Source organism: Alphaproteobacteria bacterium (assembly GCA_033344895.1).
Taxonomy (GTDB): domain Bacteria; phylum Pseudomonadota; class Alphaproteobacteria; order UBA8366; family Aestuariispiraceae; genus Pacificispira.
This window is the reverse complement of record JAWPMN010000001.1, coordinates 3,992,658-4,007,542: the sequence shown is the minus strand read 5'-3', so window position 1 is coordinate 4,007,542 and position 14,885 is coordinate 3,992,658. Positions and strand designations below refer to the sequence as shown.

Annotated in this window: 13 protein-coding genes; 8 read left to right on the top strand and 5 right to left on the bottom strand. The window is 61.3% G+C overall.

The window, feature by feature from the left end; all coding sequences use genetic code 11:
- Positions 1-55: 55 nt before the first annotated feature.
- From R8L07_19060 to R8L07_19045, 4 genes are all read right to left on the bottom strand, one after another.
- Entirely contained in the window at positions 56-847 is a 792-nt protein-coding gene (locus R8L07_19060) for a xanthine dehydrogenase family protein subunit M (protein MDW3207641.1), read from the bottom strand.
- Between the two features lie 26 nt (positions 848-873).
- A complete protein-coding gene (locus R8L07_19055) occupies positions 874-3,252 on the bottom strand; it encodes a xanthine dehydrogenase family protein molybdopterin-binding subunit (GenBank protein MDW3207640.1) in 2,379 nt (792 codons plus the stop codon).
- A gap of 99 nt (positions 3,253-3,351) precedes the next feature.
- The gene (locus tag R8L07_19050) at positions 3,352-3,840 is read right to left on the bottom strand and encodes a (2Fe-2S)-binding protein (GenBank protein ID MDW3207639.1); all 489 of its coding nucleotides are present in this window, start codon (positions 3,838-3,840) and stop codon (positions 3,352-3,354) included.
- 167 nt (positions 3,841-4,007) lie between these two features.
- Entirely contained in the window at positions 4,008-4,775 is a 768-nt protein-coding gene (locus R8L07_19045) for a carbon monoxide dehydrogenase subunit G (GenBank protein ID MDW3207638.1), read from the bottom strand.
- Positions 4,776-4,885: 110 nt separating this feature from the next.
- On the opposite strand from R8L07_19045, the gene R8L07_19040 reads away from it, so the two are divergent.
- The 3 genes from R8L07_19040 (at position 4,886) to R8L07_19030 (ending at position 8,274) form a co-directional block, all read left to right on the top strand.
- Positions 4,886-5,398 (top strand): DUF4065 domain-containing protein, encoded by a 513-nt coding sequence (locus R8L07_19040; protein MDW3207637.1) that lies wholly within the window; start codon positions 4,886-4,888, stop codon positions 5,396-5,398.
- 65 nt (positions 5,399-5,463) lie between these two features.
- Positions 5,464-6,738, top strand: coding sequence for an MFS transporter (locus R8L07_19035; GenBank protein MDW3207636.1), 1,275 nt, complete (start codon positions 5,464-5,466; stop codon positions 6,736-6,738).
- A 201-nt stretch (positions 6,739-6,939) separates the two neighbouring features.
- Entirely contained in the window at positions 6,940-8,274 is a 1,335-nt protein-coding gene (locus R8L07_19030) for a sodium:proton antiporter (protein ID MDW3207635.1), read from the top strand.
- Positions 8,275-8,329: 55 nt separating this feature from the next.
- Here R8L07_19030 and R8L07_19025 read toward each other — a convergent pair whose 3' ends face one another.
- Positions 8,330-9,163 (bottom strand): universal stress protein, encoded by an 834-nt coding sequence (locus R8L07_19025; protein MDW3207634.1) that lies wholly within the window; start codon positions 9,161-9,163, stop codon positions 8,330-8,332.
- Between the two features lie 184 nt (positions 9,164-9,347).
- On the opposite strand from R8L07_19025, the gene R8L07_19020 reads away from it, so the two are divergent.
- The 5 genes from R8L07_19020 to frr all read left to right on the top strand — a co-directional run bounded on the left by R8L07_19020 (position 9,348) and on the right by frr (position 14,857).
- Positions 9,348-11,219: an ABC transporter ATP-binding protein/permease gene (locus R8L07_19020; GenBank protein ID MDW3207633.1), complete on the top strand. Its 1,872-nt coding sequence runs from the start codon at positions 9,348-9,350 to the stop codon at positions 11,217-11,219.
- A 179-nt stretch (positions 11,220-11,398) separates the two neighbouring features.
- On the top strand, positions 11,399-12,247 hold the full coding sequence (rpsB, locus tag R8L07_19015; protein MDW3207632.1) for a 30S ribosomal protein S2: 849 nt from the start codon (positions 11,399-11,401) through the stop codon (positions 12,245-12,247).
- A 177-nt stretch (positions 12,248-12,424) separates the two neighbouring features.
- On the top strand, positions 12,425-13,351 hold the full coding sequence (tsf, locus tag R8L07_19010; GenBank protein ID MDW3207631.1) for a translation elongation factor Ts: 927 nt from the start codon (positions 12,425-12,427) through the stop codon (positions 13,349-13,351).
- Positions 13,352-13,464: 113 nt separating this feature from the next.
- Positions 13,465-14,199 (top strand): UMP kinase, encoded by a 735-nt coding sequence (pyrH, locus tag R8L07_19005; GenBank protein ID MDW3207630.1) that lies wholly within the window; start codon positions 13,465-13,467, stop codon positions 14,197-14,199.
- Positions 14,200-14,314: 115 nt separating this feature from the next.
- Complete coding sequence (gene frr / locus R8L07_19000) at positions 14,315-14,857, top strand: ribosome recycling factor (GenBank protein ID MDW3207629.1); 543 nt, start codon at positions 14,315-14,317, stop codon at positions 14,855-14,857.
- Positions 14,858-14,885 lie beyond the last annotated feature (28 nt).

The window sequence follows — 14,885 nt, the reverse complement described above, 5'->3', positions numbered from 1 at the left end:
GGACCCGCACCAGGCGGGTCCCATTGGATCAATCGAATGCGGAGAGACCTGGAGGTCAGCCCGCGGCGGCCTGGGCCGCCCGTTTCGCCATGACACCGATCAGATGTTTGCGATAGGCAGCGGAGGCGTGAATGTCGGCATTGAGCGAGCCCTCATCGATCGAACTGCTGTCCGGGGTTTGTCCGGAAGCGATTTGCTCCTCAATTCCGCCCGCCCGGAAGACGCCGTCCTGACCGGCGCCGGTGACCGCGACCCGGACCCCGCCATCGGTATGGGCCACGAAAACCCCCACCAGGGCGTAGCGCGATGCCGGATTATCGAACTTCATATAGGCTGCGGATTTCGGCACCGGGAAACGGATCGCCGTGATGATCTCATCGTCTTCCAATGCAGTCTCGAACATACCCTGGAAGAATTCCTCGGCGGAGAGTTCCCGCTTCGTCGTCACAACCGTCGCGCCCAATCCGAGGACGGCCGCAGGATAATCGGCGGCCGGGTCATTGTTGGCCAGGGACCCGCCGATCGTGCCGCGATTGCGGACCTGAGGGTCCCCGATCCCGCCGGCCAGGGCGGCGAGGGCGGGAATTGCCGCCTTGACCTCGGCCGATGCGGCGACGGCACCATGGGTCGTCATGGCACCAATGGTTACCGTGGCCCCGTCGGACGCAATGCCGACCAGATCCCGGCAGCCGCGCAGCGACACGACATCGCTGGGCGCCGCCAGGCGCTGTTTCATCGTCGGCAGCAGGGTCTGGCCACCGGCAAGAATCTTGCCGTCCTCGGCGCCGGACATCGCATTGGCGGCGTCAGCGACGGTCGATGGTGTGTGATACGAGAAATCGTACATTTTCTTATCCTTTCATCCTCCGCCGGTTACTCGGCCGCGGCCGGGACACTGGCGGACTGGATCGCTTGCCAAACCTTCTGCGGCGTTGCGGGCATTGAGATGTCCTCGACACCCCGCTCCGCCAGTGCATCGAGCACCGCATTGATTACTGCCGGCGGGGAGCCGATGGCTCCGACTTCGCCGCACCCTTTCACGCCCAGAGAGTTATGCGCGCAAAGTGTACTCTCCGTCGTTGCCTGGAACCCGGGAAGGTTGTCGGCCCGCGGCATGCAGTAATCCATGTAGGACCCGGAAATCAGCTGCCCGCTTTCGTCATACTCGCAGGATTCCAGCAGTGCCTGCCCGATCCCCTGGGCAAGACCGCCGTGAATCTGACCCTCGACGATCATCGGGTTGATGACGCGGCCGACATCGTCGACGGCGGTCATGTTGATGATTTCCGTCACGCCGGTATCCGGATCGATCTCAACTTCGCAGATATGGCATCCGCCGGGATAGGTGAAGTTCATCGGATCATAGAAGGCGTTTTCTTCCAGCCCCGGTTCCAATGTTTCATGCGGGAAGTTGTGCGGTACATAGGCGGTCAGCGCCACGGTGCCGAAATCGACCTCCTTGTCCGTCCCTGCGACGGTGAACTTGCCGTCCTTGAACTCGACGTCCTCCGGCGAGGCCTCCATCAGATGGGCGGCGATCTTGCTGGCCTTGTCGATGACCTTGCCCAGGGCCTTCATGATGGCTTCACCACCGACCGCCAGCGACCGCGATCCATAGGTGCCCATCCCGAAAGCGATGCGGTTGGTATCACCGTGATCGATGTCGATATTCTCCAGCGGAATGCCCAGGGTCTCGGACACCAGCTGCGCAAAGGTCGTCTCGTGCCCCTGACCATGGCTGTGGGACCCGGTATAGATCGTCACCGAGCCGGTCGGATGCACGCGGACATTCGCGCTTTCGAACAGGCCGGCACGGGCACCGAGAGAGCCGACGACCGCCGACGGGGCGATGCCGCAGGCCTCGAGATAGGTCGAAATACCGATTCCGCGCAGTTTTCCGCGCCCGGCGGCCTCCGTCTTGCGGGCCGGGAACCCGTTCCAATCGGACAGTTCCATCGCCTTCTTGAGCGTGGCCTCGTAGTTGCCGCTGTCATAGGTCAGGGCAACCGGTGTCTGATAGGGGAACGCGTCGGCGGGAATGAAGTTCTTCCGGCGAATTTCGACCTGATCCATACCGAGCTGGCGTGCTGCCTTGGAGACAAGACGCTCCAGCAGATAGGTCGCTTCCGGGCGTCCTGCCCCCCGATAGGCATCGACCGGCACGGTATTCGTGAAGATCGCCTTCACATTGGCATAGATTTTCGGCGTCGTGTAGACGCCGGCCAGCAGCGTCGCATAGAGATAGGTCGGCACGCAGGTCGAAAATGTGGACAGATATGCCCCCATATTCGCCTTCGTGTAGACCTTCAGTCCCAGGAACTTGCCGTCGGCATCGATGGCCAGATCCGCATGGGAAATGTGATCCCGGCCATGGGCGTCCGACAGGAAGCTCTCGGAGCGTTCGGCCACCCATTTGATCGGCCGGCGTACTTTGCCCGCGGCCCAGGTGACGATGGCTTCCTCCGCATAGTGATAAATCTTGGAGCCGAAACCGCCGCCGACATCGGGCGCGACGACCCGCAGCTTATGTTCCGGAATCTGCAGGACGAAGGCGCCCATCAGAAGCCGGATCACATGCGGGTTCTGGCTGGTCGTATAGAGCGTGTATTCGCCCGTTCCCTTGTTGTAGTCGCCGATGGCCGCCCGCGGCTCCATGGCATTCGGGACAAGGCGGTTGTTGGTCAGGTCGATGGAAACGACATGGGCGGCATTCTTGAACTCCGCGTCGACCTCGGCCTCGTCGCCAAGCTCCCAATCATAGCAGAGGTTCCCCGGTGCGGCATCGTCATGGACCAGCGGCGCGCCATCTGCCAGAGCCGCTTCCATGTGCGCCACGGCCGGCAGTTCCGTATAGTCGACTTCTATCAGTTCCGCCGCGTCCTTGGCCTGGGCATATGTCTCGGCCACCACAATCGCGACCTGGTCGCCGACATGACGGACCTTGCCGACCGCAAGGGCAGGGTGCGGCGGCTCGTTCATCGGGCTGCCGTCCTTGTTGTTGACACCCCAGCCGCAGGGAATGCCGCCGACACCTTCCATGTCGGCGCCGGTGAAGACGGCGATCACGCCCTTTGCGGCCTTAGCCGCATCGGTGTTGATGCCGTTGATCTTCGCATGGGCGTGCGGGCTGCGCAGGATATAGCCGTAGGTCTGGCCCGGCTGATTGATATCGTCCGTGTAATTGCCGCGGCCGGTCAGGAAGCGGAAATCTTCCTTACGCTTTACCGAAGCACCGATTCCGGTAGCACTCATGACGTTTCTCCCGAAAGAAGTCCCTGTTGCGGCGCGAGGCTTCTGTGTGACGTCATGGCGTCCGGCCCCTGCGCGCGTGAATTCGGCATTGGCGGCGCGCTATTCAGCGGCGGCCTTCTCACCGCGCATGGCAGCGGCGCCCGCGGCGATCGACTTCACGATGTTATGGTAGCCGGTGCAGCGGCAGATATTGCCTTCCAGCCATTCCCGGATTTCATGTTCGCTGGGATTGGGATTGGTCTTCACCAGATCCAGCGCGCTCATTACCATGCCGGGTGTGCAGAATCCGCATTGAAGTCCGTGGTTTTCACGGAAGGCTTCCTGCATCGGATGCAGGTCGTCGGTATCCTGGGCCAGGCCTTCGATCGTGGTGACGTCGGCGCCGTCCGCTTCCACGGCCAGCATGGTGCAGGATTTTACGGAATCGCCGTTTACGTGCACGACGCAGGCGCCGCACTGGCTGGTGTCGCACCCGATATGGGTGCCGGTGAGATCCAGATTTTCGCGAATGAATTGAGCGAGCAGGGTGCGGGCCTCAACGTCTCCCGACACCTGCTTGCCGTTCACCGTCATGGAAACGGTTGGCATGCAGTTATCCTCCCTGTGCAGGCGGGACAGCCTCGACAAGGCCGCCTTCTCAGGCAGGGAGTTTGGAGCGCCGTTCGTAGCGGGTCAAGGGTACTCGGAGAAGGGGTTTTGTGAATTCCCTATGACTTTTTCCGATATCAGCGCCCGCCGGTGAGTGCGGTAGCGAATTACCCGCCGGTGCCGGTCGTCGGGCCGCCGCCGCCGAACAGCAGGGTCAACCCTGCCAGAACCGCGACAAGCAGCAGGATCCACTGGAAGGGTGACAGCCCCTTTCGTTTCGCCTTGGTTGCATCAACCGCGTCGATCGCCGCCCGCGCAATGTCATCGCGGGTGTCCTGGGTGGCATGGGAGGCGGTCGTTGCCGAATCTTCCGCACTTCCCAATGTCGCATTGGATTCGGGGCCGGTCTCGGGCTGTGCCTCCGGGTCCGCTTGCGGGGGAGTTTCGGGTTCGGGAGCGGGCGTCTCTGCGACCACTTCCCGGTTTTCGGCCTCACGGTCGTTCACGATTTCAACGAATTTCTCGAAAAAATCGGTGGCGTATTTCTTGGCCGTGGAATCCACCAGCCGCGCCCCGATCTGGGCCAGCTTTCCGCCGACCTGAGCGTTGACCGTGTAGTTCAGGATCGTTTCGCCGTCATCCTCGGTCAGTTTGACGTCGGCACCGCCCTTGGCGAAACCGGCCGCGCCGCCCTTGCCTTCACCGACGATGGTGTAGCTTTCCGGCGGATTGACGTTTTCCAGCCGTACCGCGCCCTTGAAGGTCGCCTTGACCGGGCCGACCTTGGCCTTGACGGTCGCCTCGAAACCACCGTCCTCGGTTCGCTCCAGCGATTCGCAGCCGGAGATGCAGGCCTTCAGAACCTCCGGATCGTTCAACGCATCCCATACGGTTTCGCGGGACGCCGGAATCCGGTATTCGCCTTGCATGTCCATGACGGGGTTCCTTTTCTCTGTGGTTCGGCGCGGCGCATTCGATCTGAGGCACCGGCCCTGCTATATCAAGTGAAAAGGATTTTGGAAATCGAGAGAGGGTTATAACGGTTATGACGGTTCCGGTAGTCGGATCGACCCTGGATGTCGCTCTCTGGTTCTTCGACCAGAGTCGTCGGGACGAACTGCATCTGCCTGCCCAGAAACTCCAGCGGTTGCTGTGGATCGCGCAGGCACTCTATGCCGCGGAGAATCACGGTCGCATGCTGATGCCTGCGACCTTCGTCGCCGGCGAGACCGGACCGACCGAACCTACCGTTTTTCATATCTTCGAGGACAGCCGTCCGCCCATCGCGCAGCACCGGATGAAGCCGGAGGCCGAGAACTTCCTGTCCCGCATCTGGCGGAAATATGGCCATCACTCGCCCGACTATCTGAACCGGATGATGAGCCACAACGAAGTCTATCGCCGTGCGTACCGGAAGGAGCCGGGCACGGTAATACCGTTCGAAACAATTGCGAAGCATTTCACCAGCAAACCAGACATAGGCAGCCAGGTGAAAACCTCCGATGGCCGGATCCTGAAGAAGTGGGTCCCGACCGCAAAGCCGGTCGCCCGCCGCTGAACCTGTCTGGCCCGCCGGCCAATCGTTCGGTAGGCTGATCGCAAATCAGCGAACCGGAGTTCCCCATGCCCGGTATCTACGGGTCCATAGCCGCCATTCTGCTGTCCATCGCCCTGCTATACGGGGGCAATACGATGATGGGCACGCTTCTGCCTGTCCGGGCCGGGCAGGAAGGTTTCGACGCGATCTTCGTTGGCGGCATGGGCACCGGCTATTTCATTGGCTTCATACTCGGTTGCAGATTGACGCCCTGGCTGGTTCAGCGTGTGGGCCATATTCGTGCCTTCGGCGCGCTTGCCGCGATAACCGCCAGCACGACACTCGGCTTCGCGCTGTTTCTCGAACCGGCCCCGTGGATCGTGCTGCGTTTCGTCTACGGCCTTGCGGGATCAGGGTTGTTGATGATCGTCGAAGGCTGGCTGAACGAAAAGGCCGGGCAGGGCAACCGCGGCCGCGTGCTGGCAATCTATACCTTGGTTTATATCGCCGCCCAGGCCCTCAGCCAGCAGGTGTTTCTGTTCATCCCGGCAAAGGAAGTCACGCTGTTCCTTGTGGCGGCGATTGCGATCTGCCTATCGCTTGTGCCGATCGCTGTGACCACCTCTCCGTCGCCGACGCCGCTGCGCACGGCCAGCCTGAACCTGCGTCGACTCTATGAGACATCCCCTGTTGCCACGCTGGGCAGTCTCGGTGTCGGTCTGGCAAATGGGGCATTCTGGAGCCTGGCGCCGCTCTTTGCCCAGGGAATCGGATTGTCGACCGAAACGGTCGGCATGTTGATCACCTCGGTCATACTCGGGAATGCCGTTCTGCAGTGGCCCATTGGCTGGCTGTCCGACCGAATTGACCGACGCATTCCGATAGTCGGCTGCTTTTTTGGCGCCAGTGCGCTCGGGCTGATGATGTCCTTCTCCGACGGTGTGCTCCTAATCCTGTCCATCGCGGCCGTCTACGGCGCCTTCGCGCAATCGATCTATGCCATGCTCGTCGCACATGCCGGCGACAAGGCGGGGCCGGAAGATTTCGTATCCGTGAGCGGCGGTCTGCTACTGCTGTACGGGGTCGGTGCCCTGATCGGTGCGATGCCCGGCGCGGCGCTGATGGATGCGTTCGGGCACCAGGCCCTGTTCTGGTGGACGGCATCCGTCCATGCGGGAATCGCTCTCTTCATCCTGTGGCGTATGCGGCAGCGTCCCGAGCGGGCCGAACCGGCCCCGGAGGGATTTCAGGCCGTTCCGAAGTCCACTCCCATGGCTTTCGAACTCGATCCCAGAGCCGATGCTGCACCGCAGCCGGACGAGGACGCCAGGGCGCAGGACGGGACGAAGAGCCCGCCTTGATCTTGCCGCGACAGGGTATTATGGACGAGGGGTCCGTGTTTCGGACCCTGGGCCCTTCCTTCGAATCAGCTTGGAAACACCGTGCCGATGCTCCGATCCGCCGCCACCGTATTCGTCTCGGCTCTGCTGTTTTCTTCGTTCGGATTTGGTCAGTCCGCGCTTGCGGCCGCCCCCGGCGCCCCGCATCTCGACGGGGCTTCCATGGGGCTGATCTGGGTCGTGCCCTTTGTCGGCATGCTGCTTTCCATTGCCATCTTTCCGCTCGTCGCGCCGCATTTCTGGCATCATAATTTTGGAAAGATTTCAGCGGTTTGGGCGCTGTTGTTCCTGGTTCCGTTCACCCTCGTGTACGGCTTCAATCTGGCCCTCTACGAGGTCGTCCACGTCCTGTTCCTGGAATATCTGCCGTTCATCATTCTGTTGCTGTCGCTGTTCACGGTTGCCGGTGGCGTCCGGGTGAAGGGGTATCTGGCCGGAACACCGGCAGTGAATACGGGAATCCTGCTGATCGGAACCGTGATAGCCAGCTGGATGGGCACGACGGGAGCGGCCATGCTTCTGATTCGGCCGCTGATCCGCGCCAATGAGGACCGCAAACACAAGGTCCATACCATGGTGTTCTTCATCTTTCTGGTGGCGAATATCGGGGGCTCGTTGACGCCGCTTGGCGACCCGCCGCTGTTCCTCGGTTTCCTCAAGGGGGTTTCGTTCTTCTGGCCGACGACGGAAATGTTCGTGCCGATGCTTTGCGTGTCCATCGTGCTTCTGATTGGCTACTACATCGCGGATTCGATCCTGTTTGCGAAAGAACGCAAGGCCGGGTCGCAGGTCGGTCTGCCCAAGGAGAACGAGGAGACCCATCCGCTGGGGATCGAAGGCGGGATCAACATCCTGCTTCTGGTCGGCGTCATCGGTGCCGTTCTGATGTCCGGCATCTGGAAAACCGGGATCGCCTTCGAAATCTATCATGTGGATGTAAAGCTTCAGAACATCGTCCGTGATCTGGCCCTGATCGGGCTGGCCGGGCTGTCTTGGCATCTGACCTCCATCGAAAGCCGCCGGGCGAACGGGTTCAGCTGGTTTCCGATCGTCGAGGTCGGCAAGCTCTTCGCGGGCATTTTCATGACGATCATTCCGGCTATCGCGATTCTGAAGGCGGGAACCGATGGTGCGCTGGAACCGATCGTTTCCCTGGTTTCCAAAGATGGCGAGCCGGTGAATGCGATGTATTTCTGGGCGACCGGGATTCTGTCCAGCTTCCTGGACAATGCGCCGACCTATCTGGTGTTCTTCAACACCGCCGGTGGTGATGCCCAGGTTCTGATGAACGAATTGTCGACCACCTTGCTGGCGATTTCAGCTGGCGCGGTCTTCATGGGGGCAAATACCTATATCGGGAACGCGCCGAACTTCATGGTCCGTTCGATTGCCGAAGAACGGGGTATCGCGATGCCCAGCTTCTTTGGCTACATGGCCTGGTCCGGCCTGATCCTGCTGCCCATCTTCGTCGTGGTGACGTTCCTGTTCTTCCTTTAGGACGCGCATAACCGTCCGATGGGCATGGCCGCACCCAGCCCGCCGGGGCGGATGATCAGTGCGACATCAGCAGGGGAATATGGGTGTGGCCAATCACGTAGCGGCTGGCGGACCCGAACAGCTTGTCCAGGAAGGACGTGTGCCCGTAGGCGCCCATGACGACCATTTCGGCCTTCACCGCCTCAGCCGTCAGCAGAATCTCCTCCCCGGCGTGCCCGGATTGCGCCTGGGAGATCTGTGAGACTTCGACGCCATGCCGCTTCAGGTAGTCGACAACCCGGTTGGCGGATTCCGAAGCCACCTGCCGGTCTGAACCGCAGGTCAGCAGATGTACGGACTTCGCCTTGGTCAGCATCGGCAGGGAATCGCGCAGGGCCCGGATGGCTTCCTTCGAGTAGGTCCAGGCCACCAGGATCGTTCCGACCGTATCCAGATCGAATTCGGTCATGCCTTTCGGAATCACCAGAACCGGTCCGCCGGCTCCCATGACCAGCTTTTCCGGCATCTGGTACATCAACCGGTCCTCGAAACTGTCGAAGCCAACCTGGTTCACGACGGTCATGTCGACGTGGTGAACTTCATCCAGCAAGGTGTCGAGGTGATCTTCCTCGCCATAGATCCATTCGTGAGAGACATTGGCGGCCGCACAGACTTCTTCGACACGCGACTTGATCGCCGTCGATTTCTCCCTGGCACGTTCCCTGGCTTCCTGAAGATACAATGCAGAGGCACCGCGTCCTTCGGCACCGGGCGGAAGGTGGACCGGCGTCGCGACGTAGAGCGCCAGCAGATGGGCGTCCAGCTTGCTCGCCAGGCCGACCGCCACCTTGAGCCGGTTGTCGCAATCGGGATCCGGTGCAAGATGGACGAGCAGGGTCTTGATAGCCATGGCGGAAACCTCCCGAAATCGACGCGTGAATCGGGTGCGAGGCTATCGCCCGGGTCCGGCGAATGCAATCGGATCACAGGGGGACGGAATGGGGAAATCTGACGGAGAATTATTCGACATTGCTTTTGCCGACCGGCCTGCCATCTTAAAAGTACACTAATTCGTTTCCTTCAAAGATTCCCCTATGGCCACTGATACACAAACCGGGTCCGAGGCAAAAACCAGGCGCGGAGTCCAACTCAGGACCCTGCGTACCATGCTGCCTTACCTGTGGCCTGCCGGGCGCCCCAATATAAGGTATCGTGTCGTCGGTGCGCTGATCGCGCTGGCCCTTGCCAAGGGGGCGAACGTCATCGTCCCGATCTTCTACAAGCGCGCCGTGGATGCCCTGGACGCCGCCGGCAGCGAACAAGGCGCCGCTGTCGCCGGGATTGTGGCTATCCCGGTTGCTCTGCTGGTCGGATACGGCCTGACGCGACTTCTTGCCGTCGTATTTCAGGAAATTCGCGAAGCGCTGTTCGCCCGTGTGGCTCAGACCGCGATCAGGACGGTCGCGCTGCAGACCTTTCGGCACCTGCACGCGTTGAGCCTGCGCTTCCATCTGGAGCGTCAGACAGGCGGTCTTTCCCGCGTCATCGAACGGGGGGTGAAAGGCATCGAATTCGTCCTGAACTTCATGCTGTTCAACATTCTGCCGACCCTGCTGGAAATCGGCTTGGTCTGTGTCATCCTGTGGGGGCTGTTCGACATCACCTATGCGGCGGTGACCTTTGTCACCATCGCCGGATATATCGCCTACACGCTGATCGTGACGGAATGGCGGCTGAAGTATCGCCGCGAAATGAACGACAGCGACACGAACGCGAATACCAAGGCGATCGACAGCCTGCTGAATTACGAGACAGTGAAGTATTTCGGCAATGAAGGGCATGAGGCCGACCGGTACGATGGTGCCCTGAAACGCTATGAAAACGCTGCGGTTCGTTCGACGGTCAGCCTGTCGGTGGTCAATGTCGGGCAGGGCGGCATCATTGCCCTTGGTCTCGTGGTTCTGATGCTGATGGCAGCCAACGGTGTGGCGGCCGGCACCATGTCACTGGGCGATTTCGTTCTGGTGAACACCTACCTGATCCAGCTTTACCTGCCGCTGAACTTCCTGGGGTTCGTTTATCGCCAGATCCGGCAGAGCCTGACCGACATGGAGGACATGTTCCAACTGCTGCATGTGCCGCAGGAAGTGCAGGATAAGCCGAAGGCCGAAACGCTGCGTGCGCCGGAAGGGCGGCTCAGTTTTCATCATGTCGATTTTGGATATGACCCGCGCCGCCCCATTCTGAAGGACGTCGACTTCACGGTCGAGCCGGGCAAGACGCTTGCAATTGTCGGTCCGTCAGGAGCCGGTAAGTCCACGATCAGCAGGCTGCTGTTCCGTTTTTACGATCCTGTCGGGGGCGCCGTGACCATCGACGGTGTCGATTTGCGGGACGCTACGCAGGACAGCGTGCGTGCCGCGGTCGGAATCGTGCCGCAGGACACGGTCCTGTTCAACGACACGATCGAGTACAATATCGGCTATGGACGACCGGGGGCGAGCCGGGAGGAAATCCGCGAAGCGGCGCGACTGGCACGAATCCACGATTTCGTCGAGTCCCTGCCGGACGGGTATGAAACGACTGTCGGGGAGCGCGGCCTCAAGCTGTCTGGGGGCGAAAAACAGCGCGTCGCCATTGCCCGCGCCATTCTCAAACAGCCGCAGATACTGCTCTTCGACGAGGCGACATCCGCCCTCGACACCGCAACGGAGCGGGAAATCCAGAAATCCCTGCGCGAGGTGAGCCGGGGGCGCACCACGCTTGTCATTGCGCACCGCCTTTCGACCGTGGTTGACGCCGATGAGATCATCGTTCTGGAGGCCGGTCGGATTGCGGAGCGCGGTACACACTCGACCCTGCTGACCCAAGGCGGCGTCTATGCCGAGATGTGGCGGCGTCAGCAGGAGGGAGAGGAAGGCGACGGAATCGCCCTGGACCGTTCGGTCAGTCCGAAATCGGAATAGGGCGGCGGCCGGGAAGAGGGCTTGTCATCGCCGGTTCCGCGGTATATACGCCGCCGCACAACACACATGGGACTTTCCGGGATGTGGCCGTCATAGGGCCCGTTCCGTCCGGTGCCGGGCTTCCGGCTTATACCAAGGGTCTCATGGAGGATTAACCGGAGAAGCAAAGGAGCCATTTTATGGCCGTGCCGACTTTTACCATGCGTCAGCTGCTCGAAGCGGGCGTGCATTTCGGACATACCACCCGTCGCTGGAACCCGAAGATGAAACCGTTCATCTTTGGTGAGCGCAACGGCATTCACATCATCGATCTGGAACAGTCCGTTCCGATGCTGACCCGCGCGCTGGAAGAAGTGTCGCGCGTCGCAGCGGCCGGCGGCCGCATCCTGTTCGTCGGCACGAAGCGCCAGGCACAGACGATCGTTGCGGAGCACGCGCTGAAATGCGGTCAGTACTACGTCAACCACCGTTGGCTCGGCGGCATGCTGACCAACTGGAAGACGATCGCGAACTCGATCAAGCGCCTGAAGGCCCTGGAAGCCCAGTTTGAAGACGAAGCGAACCTGCAGGGCCTGACCAAGCGTGAGCGACTGGGCCTGGAGCGGGAGCGCGAGAAGCTGGACCGCGCCCTGGGCGGCATCAAGGACATGTCCAACCTGCCGGACCTGATTTTCATCATCGATACCAACAAGGAATCGATCGCGATCAAGGAGGCCGGCAATCTGAACATTCCGGTCGTTGCGGTGCTGGACTCCAACTCCGACCCGGATGGGGTTGCCTTCCCGATCCCGGGCAATGACGACGCCATGCGCGCCATCAACCTGTATTGCGACCTCGTCGCCGGCGCCGTTCTGGGTGGCCTGCAGGAATCGCTCGGCAAGTCCGGCGTTGACCTGGGTGCCGCGGCCGAACCGGCTGTCGAGCCGGCCCTGACGGAAGAGGCCGCCCCGGCCGAAGAAGCCGCTCCGGCGGAAGCAGCACCGGAAGCGGGTGCCGACGGCTCGGAAGAAGCCAAGACCGAGGCCTGATCGCCCTGCGATCGTGATGCGCGCCCCGACCGTCAACGCCCTGTCACAATCTTGTGGCACAGCGGGTCGGACAGTCGGGGCCGCCATCCAGCCTTTGATTTGATTGAACCGGACAGCGGTCCGGCCGGCCCGCCGGCAACGCGACCGCGAAAACGCTAAGACAAGAGGAGCCGTTCCATGGGCCAGATTTCGGCGAGCATGGTAAAGGACCTGCGCGAAAAGACCGGCGCGGGCATGATGGATTGCAAGAAAGCTCTGGCGGAAACCGACGGTGACGTCGAAGCCGCCGTCGATTGGCTGCGCAAGAAAGGTCTTGCCGCCGCCGCGAAGAAGTCGGGCCGCGTTGCGTCCGACGGTCTGGTCGCGGTCGTGACGGACGGCAAGGCCGGCGCCGCGGTTGAGATCAACGCCGAGACCGATTTCGTCGCGCGCAACGAAAGCTTCCAGGCCTTCGTTTCGGAAGTGGCCAAGATTGCCCTGGCGAATGGCGGCGATGCCGCGAAGACGCTGGCTTCCGCCTATCCGGGCACGGACCGCAACGTCGAAGAACAGCTGACCCACAACATTGCGACGATCGGCGAGAACATGAGCTTCCGCCGCGCGATCGCCCTGTCGGTCGAGAACGGCGTTGTCGCCGGTTATGTGCACAGCGCCACGGCGCCGGGCCTCGGCAAGATCGGCGTGCTGGTCGCGCTGGAATCGACGGGCGATACCGAGAAGCTGGAAGCTCTGGGCAAGCAGATCGCGATGCATGTCGCGGCCGCCCGCCCGGAAGCGCTGAAGATCGAAGATGTCGATAGCAGCAACCTGGATCGCGAGCGCGAAGTTCTGGTCGAGCAGGCCAAGGCTTCGGGCAAGCCGGACAACATCATCGAGAAGATGGTCGAGGGCCGGATTCGCAAGTATTACGAGGAAGTTGTTCTGCTGGAGCAGGTCTTCGTCGTCGATGGCGAGAACCGGGTCAAGAAGGTCGTCGAAGACGCTGCGAAGGACGTCGGCGCCCCGGTGACGCTGACCGGCTTCGTCCGTTTCGAACTGGGCGAAGGCATCGCGAAGAAGGAAGAAGACTTTGCCGCCGAAGTTGCCGCGGCGATGAAGAGCTGAGGCTCGATATGCATGAAAAGGGCCGTTCCCCACGGGAGCGGCCCTTTTCTTTTGCCTGTAACGTCCCGAATAATCACAATGCGGTCCTCTCCGAGGAAGGATAGTGAAGCCCCATGCCGACTGATGGATCCGATCTGACCTACAAGCGCGTTCTTCTGAAACTGTCCGGCGAGGCCCTGATGGGCGACCGAGACTTCGGGCTGGACCCGGAGGTCGTCAGCCGGATCGCTGATGAAATCAAGGGGGTCCGGGAACTGGGCTGCGAGATCTGCCTCGTTATCGGCGGTGGCAACATCTTCCGCGGCGTGTCCGTGGCCGCAAAGGGGATGGAACGCACGACCGCCGACTATATGGGCATGCTGGCGACCGTCATGAACGCCCTTGCCATGCAATCCGCCCTGGAGGCAAAGGGCGTTCCCACGCGGGTTCAGTCTGCGATTCCGATGGCGACCGTTTGTGAACCCTATATCCGCCGCCGCGCGACACGGCATATGGAGAAGGGCCGGATCGTCATCTTCGCGGCGGGAACCGGCAACCCGTTCTTCACCACCGATACCGCCGCCGCTTTGCGCGCGTCCGAAATGGACTGTGATGCGATGCTGAAGGCGACGAAGGTCGATGGCGTGTACACCGCGGATCCCATGAAGGACCCCGATGCACAACGTTACGAAACACTGACTTATCAGCAGGTCCTGACGGACAATCTGAAGGTGATGGATGCGTCCGCGATCACCTTGTCGCGCGACCGCGGCATTCCGATCCTGGTTTTCTCACTTTACGAACCCGGCATGTTCGCCCAAGTGGTCCGCGGGCAGGGTCGGTTCACAAAGGTGATGGAAGGGTCCTAATTGTTGTCCGAAAATCGCTCTGCATCATTGGACCGACGCGGGCAAACCGGATAAAACATCGCTCGGGTCGATGGCGACGCCGAAAGATTGGGGTGAATAGGAAATGTCTGCGAATATGAAAGATCTGAAGCGCCGGATGGAAGGTGCACTGGAAAATCTGGCGACCGAGTTTCAAGGTCTCCGGACGGGACGCGCATCCACGGATCTGCTGACGCCGATCCATGTCGACGCCTATGGCGCCAGCATGCCGCTGAACCAGGTCGCCAGTATTTCGGCGCCGGAGGCCCGTATGCTGTCCGTCACCGTCTGGGACAACAGCATGGTCAAGGCTGTCGAAAAGGCCATTCGCGAGTCGGAACTGGGGCTGAACCCGATGACGGAAGGCAACGTGATGCGAATTCCGCTGCCGGAACTCAACGAGGAGCGCCGCACCGAACTGACTCGCGTCGCCGGTAAATACGCTGAACACGCCCGCATCGCCGTTCGCAACATCCGACGGGATGGCATGGATACGCTGAAGCGTCAGGAGAAGGACGGTGAGATCGGCCAGGACGAGCTGCACCGTGGCCAGGACGATATCCAGAAGTTGACCGATGAATATGTCGCAAAGGTCGACGCTGCGCTGGCAGAGAAAGAAAAGGACATCATGCAGGTCTGACCGGGGCGCCGGGACGATCGTCGATTCC

Bases quoted from the DNA above. Each gene is read 5' to 3' on its own strand.
- R8L07_19060 (MDW3207641.1), bottom strand. From the start codon at position 847: ATGTACGATTTCTCGTATCACACACCATCGACCGTCGCTGACGCCGCC.
- R8L07_19055 (MDW3207640.1), bottom strand. From the start codon at position 3,252: ATGAGTGCTACCGGAATCGGTGCTTCGGTAAAGCGTAAGGAAGATTTC.
- R8L07_19050 (MDW3207639.1), bottom strand. From the start codon at position 3,840: ATGCCAACCGTTTCCATGACGGTGAACGGCAAGCAGGTGTCGGGAGAC.
- R8L07_19045 (MDW3207638.1), bottom strand. From the start codon at position 4,775: ATGGACATGCAAGGCGAATACCGGATTCCGGCGTCCCGCGAAACCGTA.
- R8L07_19040 (MDW3207637.1), top strand. From the start codon at position 4,886: ATGACGGTTCCGGTAGTCGGATCGACCCTGGATGTCGCTCTCTGGTTC.
- R8L07_19035 (MDW3207636.1), top strand. From the start codon at position 5,464: ATGCCCGGTATCTACGGGTCCATAGCCGCCATTCTGCTGTCCATCGCC.
- R8L07_19030 (MDW3207635.1), top strand. From the start codon at position 6,940: ATGGGGCTGATCTGGGTCGTGCCCTTTGTCGGCATGCTGCTTTCCATT.
- R8L07_19025 (MDW3207634.1), bottom strand. From the start codon at position 9,163: ATGGCTATCAAGACCCTGCTCGTCCATCTTGCACCGGATCCCGATTGC.
- R8L07_19020 (MDW3207633.1), top strand. From the start codon at position 9,348: ATGGCCACTGATACACAAACCGGGTCCGAGGCAAAAACCAGGCGCGGA.
- rpsB (MDW3207632.1), top strand. From the start codon at position 11,399: ATGGCCGTGCCGACTTTTACCATGCGTCAGCTGCTCGAAGCGGGCGTG.
- tsf (MDW3207631.1), top strand. From the start codon at position 12,425: ATGGGCCAGATTTCGGCGAGCATGGTAAAGGACCTGCGCGAAAAGACC.
- pyrH (MDW3207630.1), top strand. From the start codon at position 13,465: ATGCCGACTGATGGATCCGATCTGACCTACAAGCGCGTTCTTCTGAAA.
- frr (MDW3207629.1), top strand. From the start codon at position 14,315: ATGAAAGATCTGAAGCGCCGGATGGAAGGTGCACTGGAAAATCTGGCG.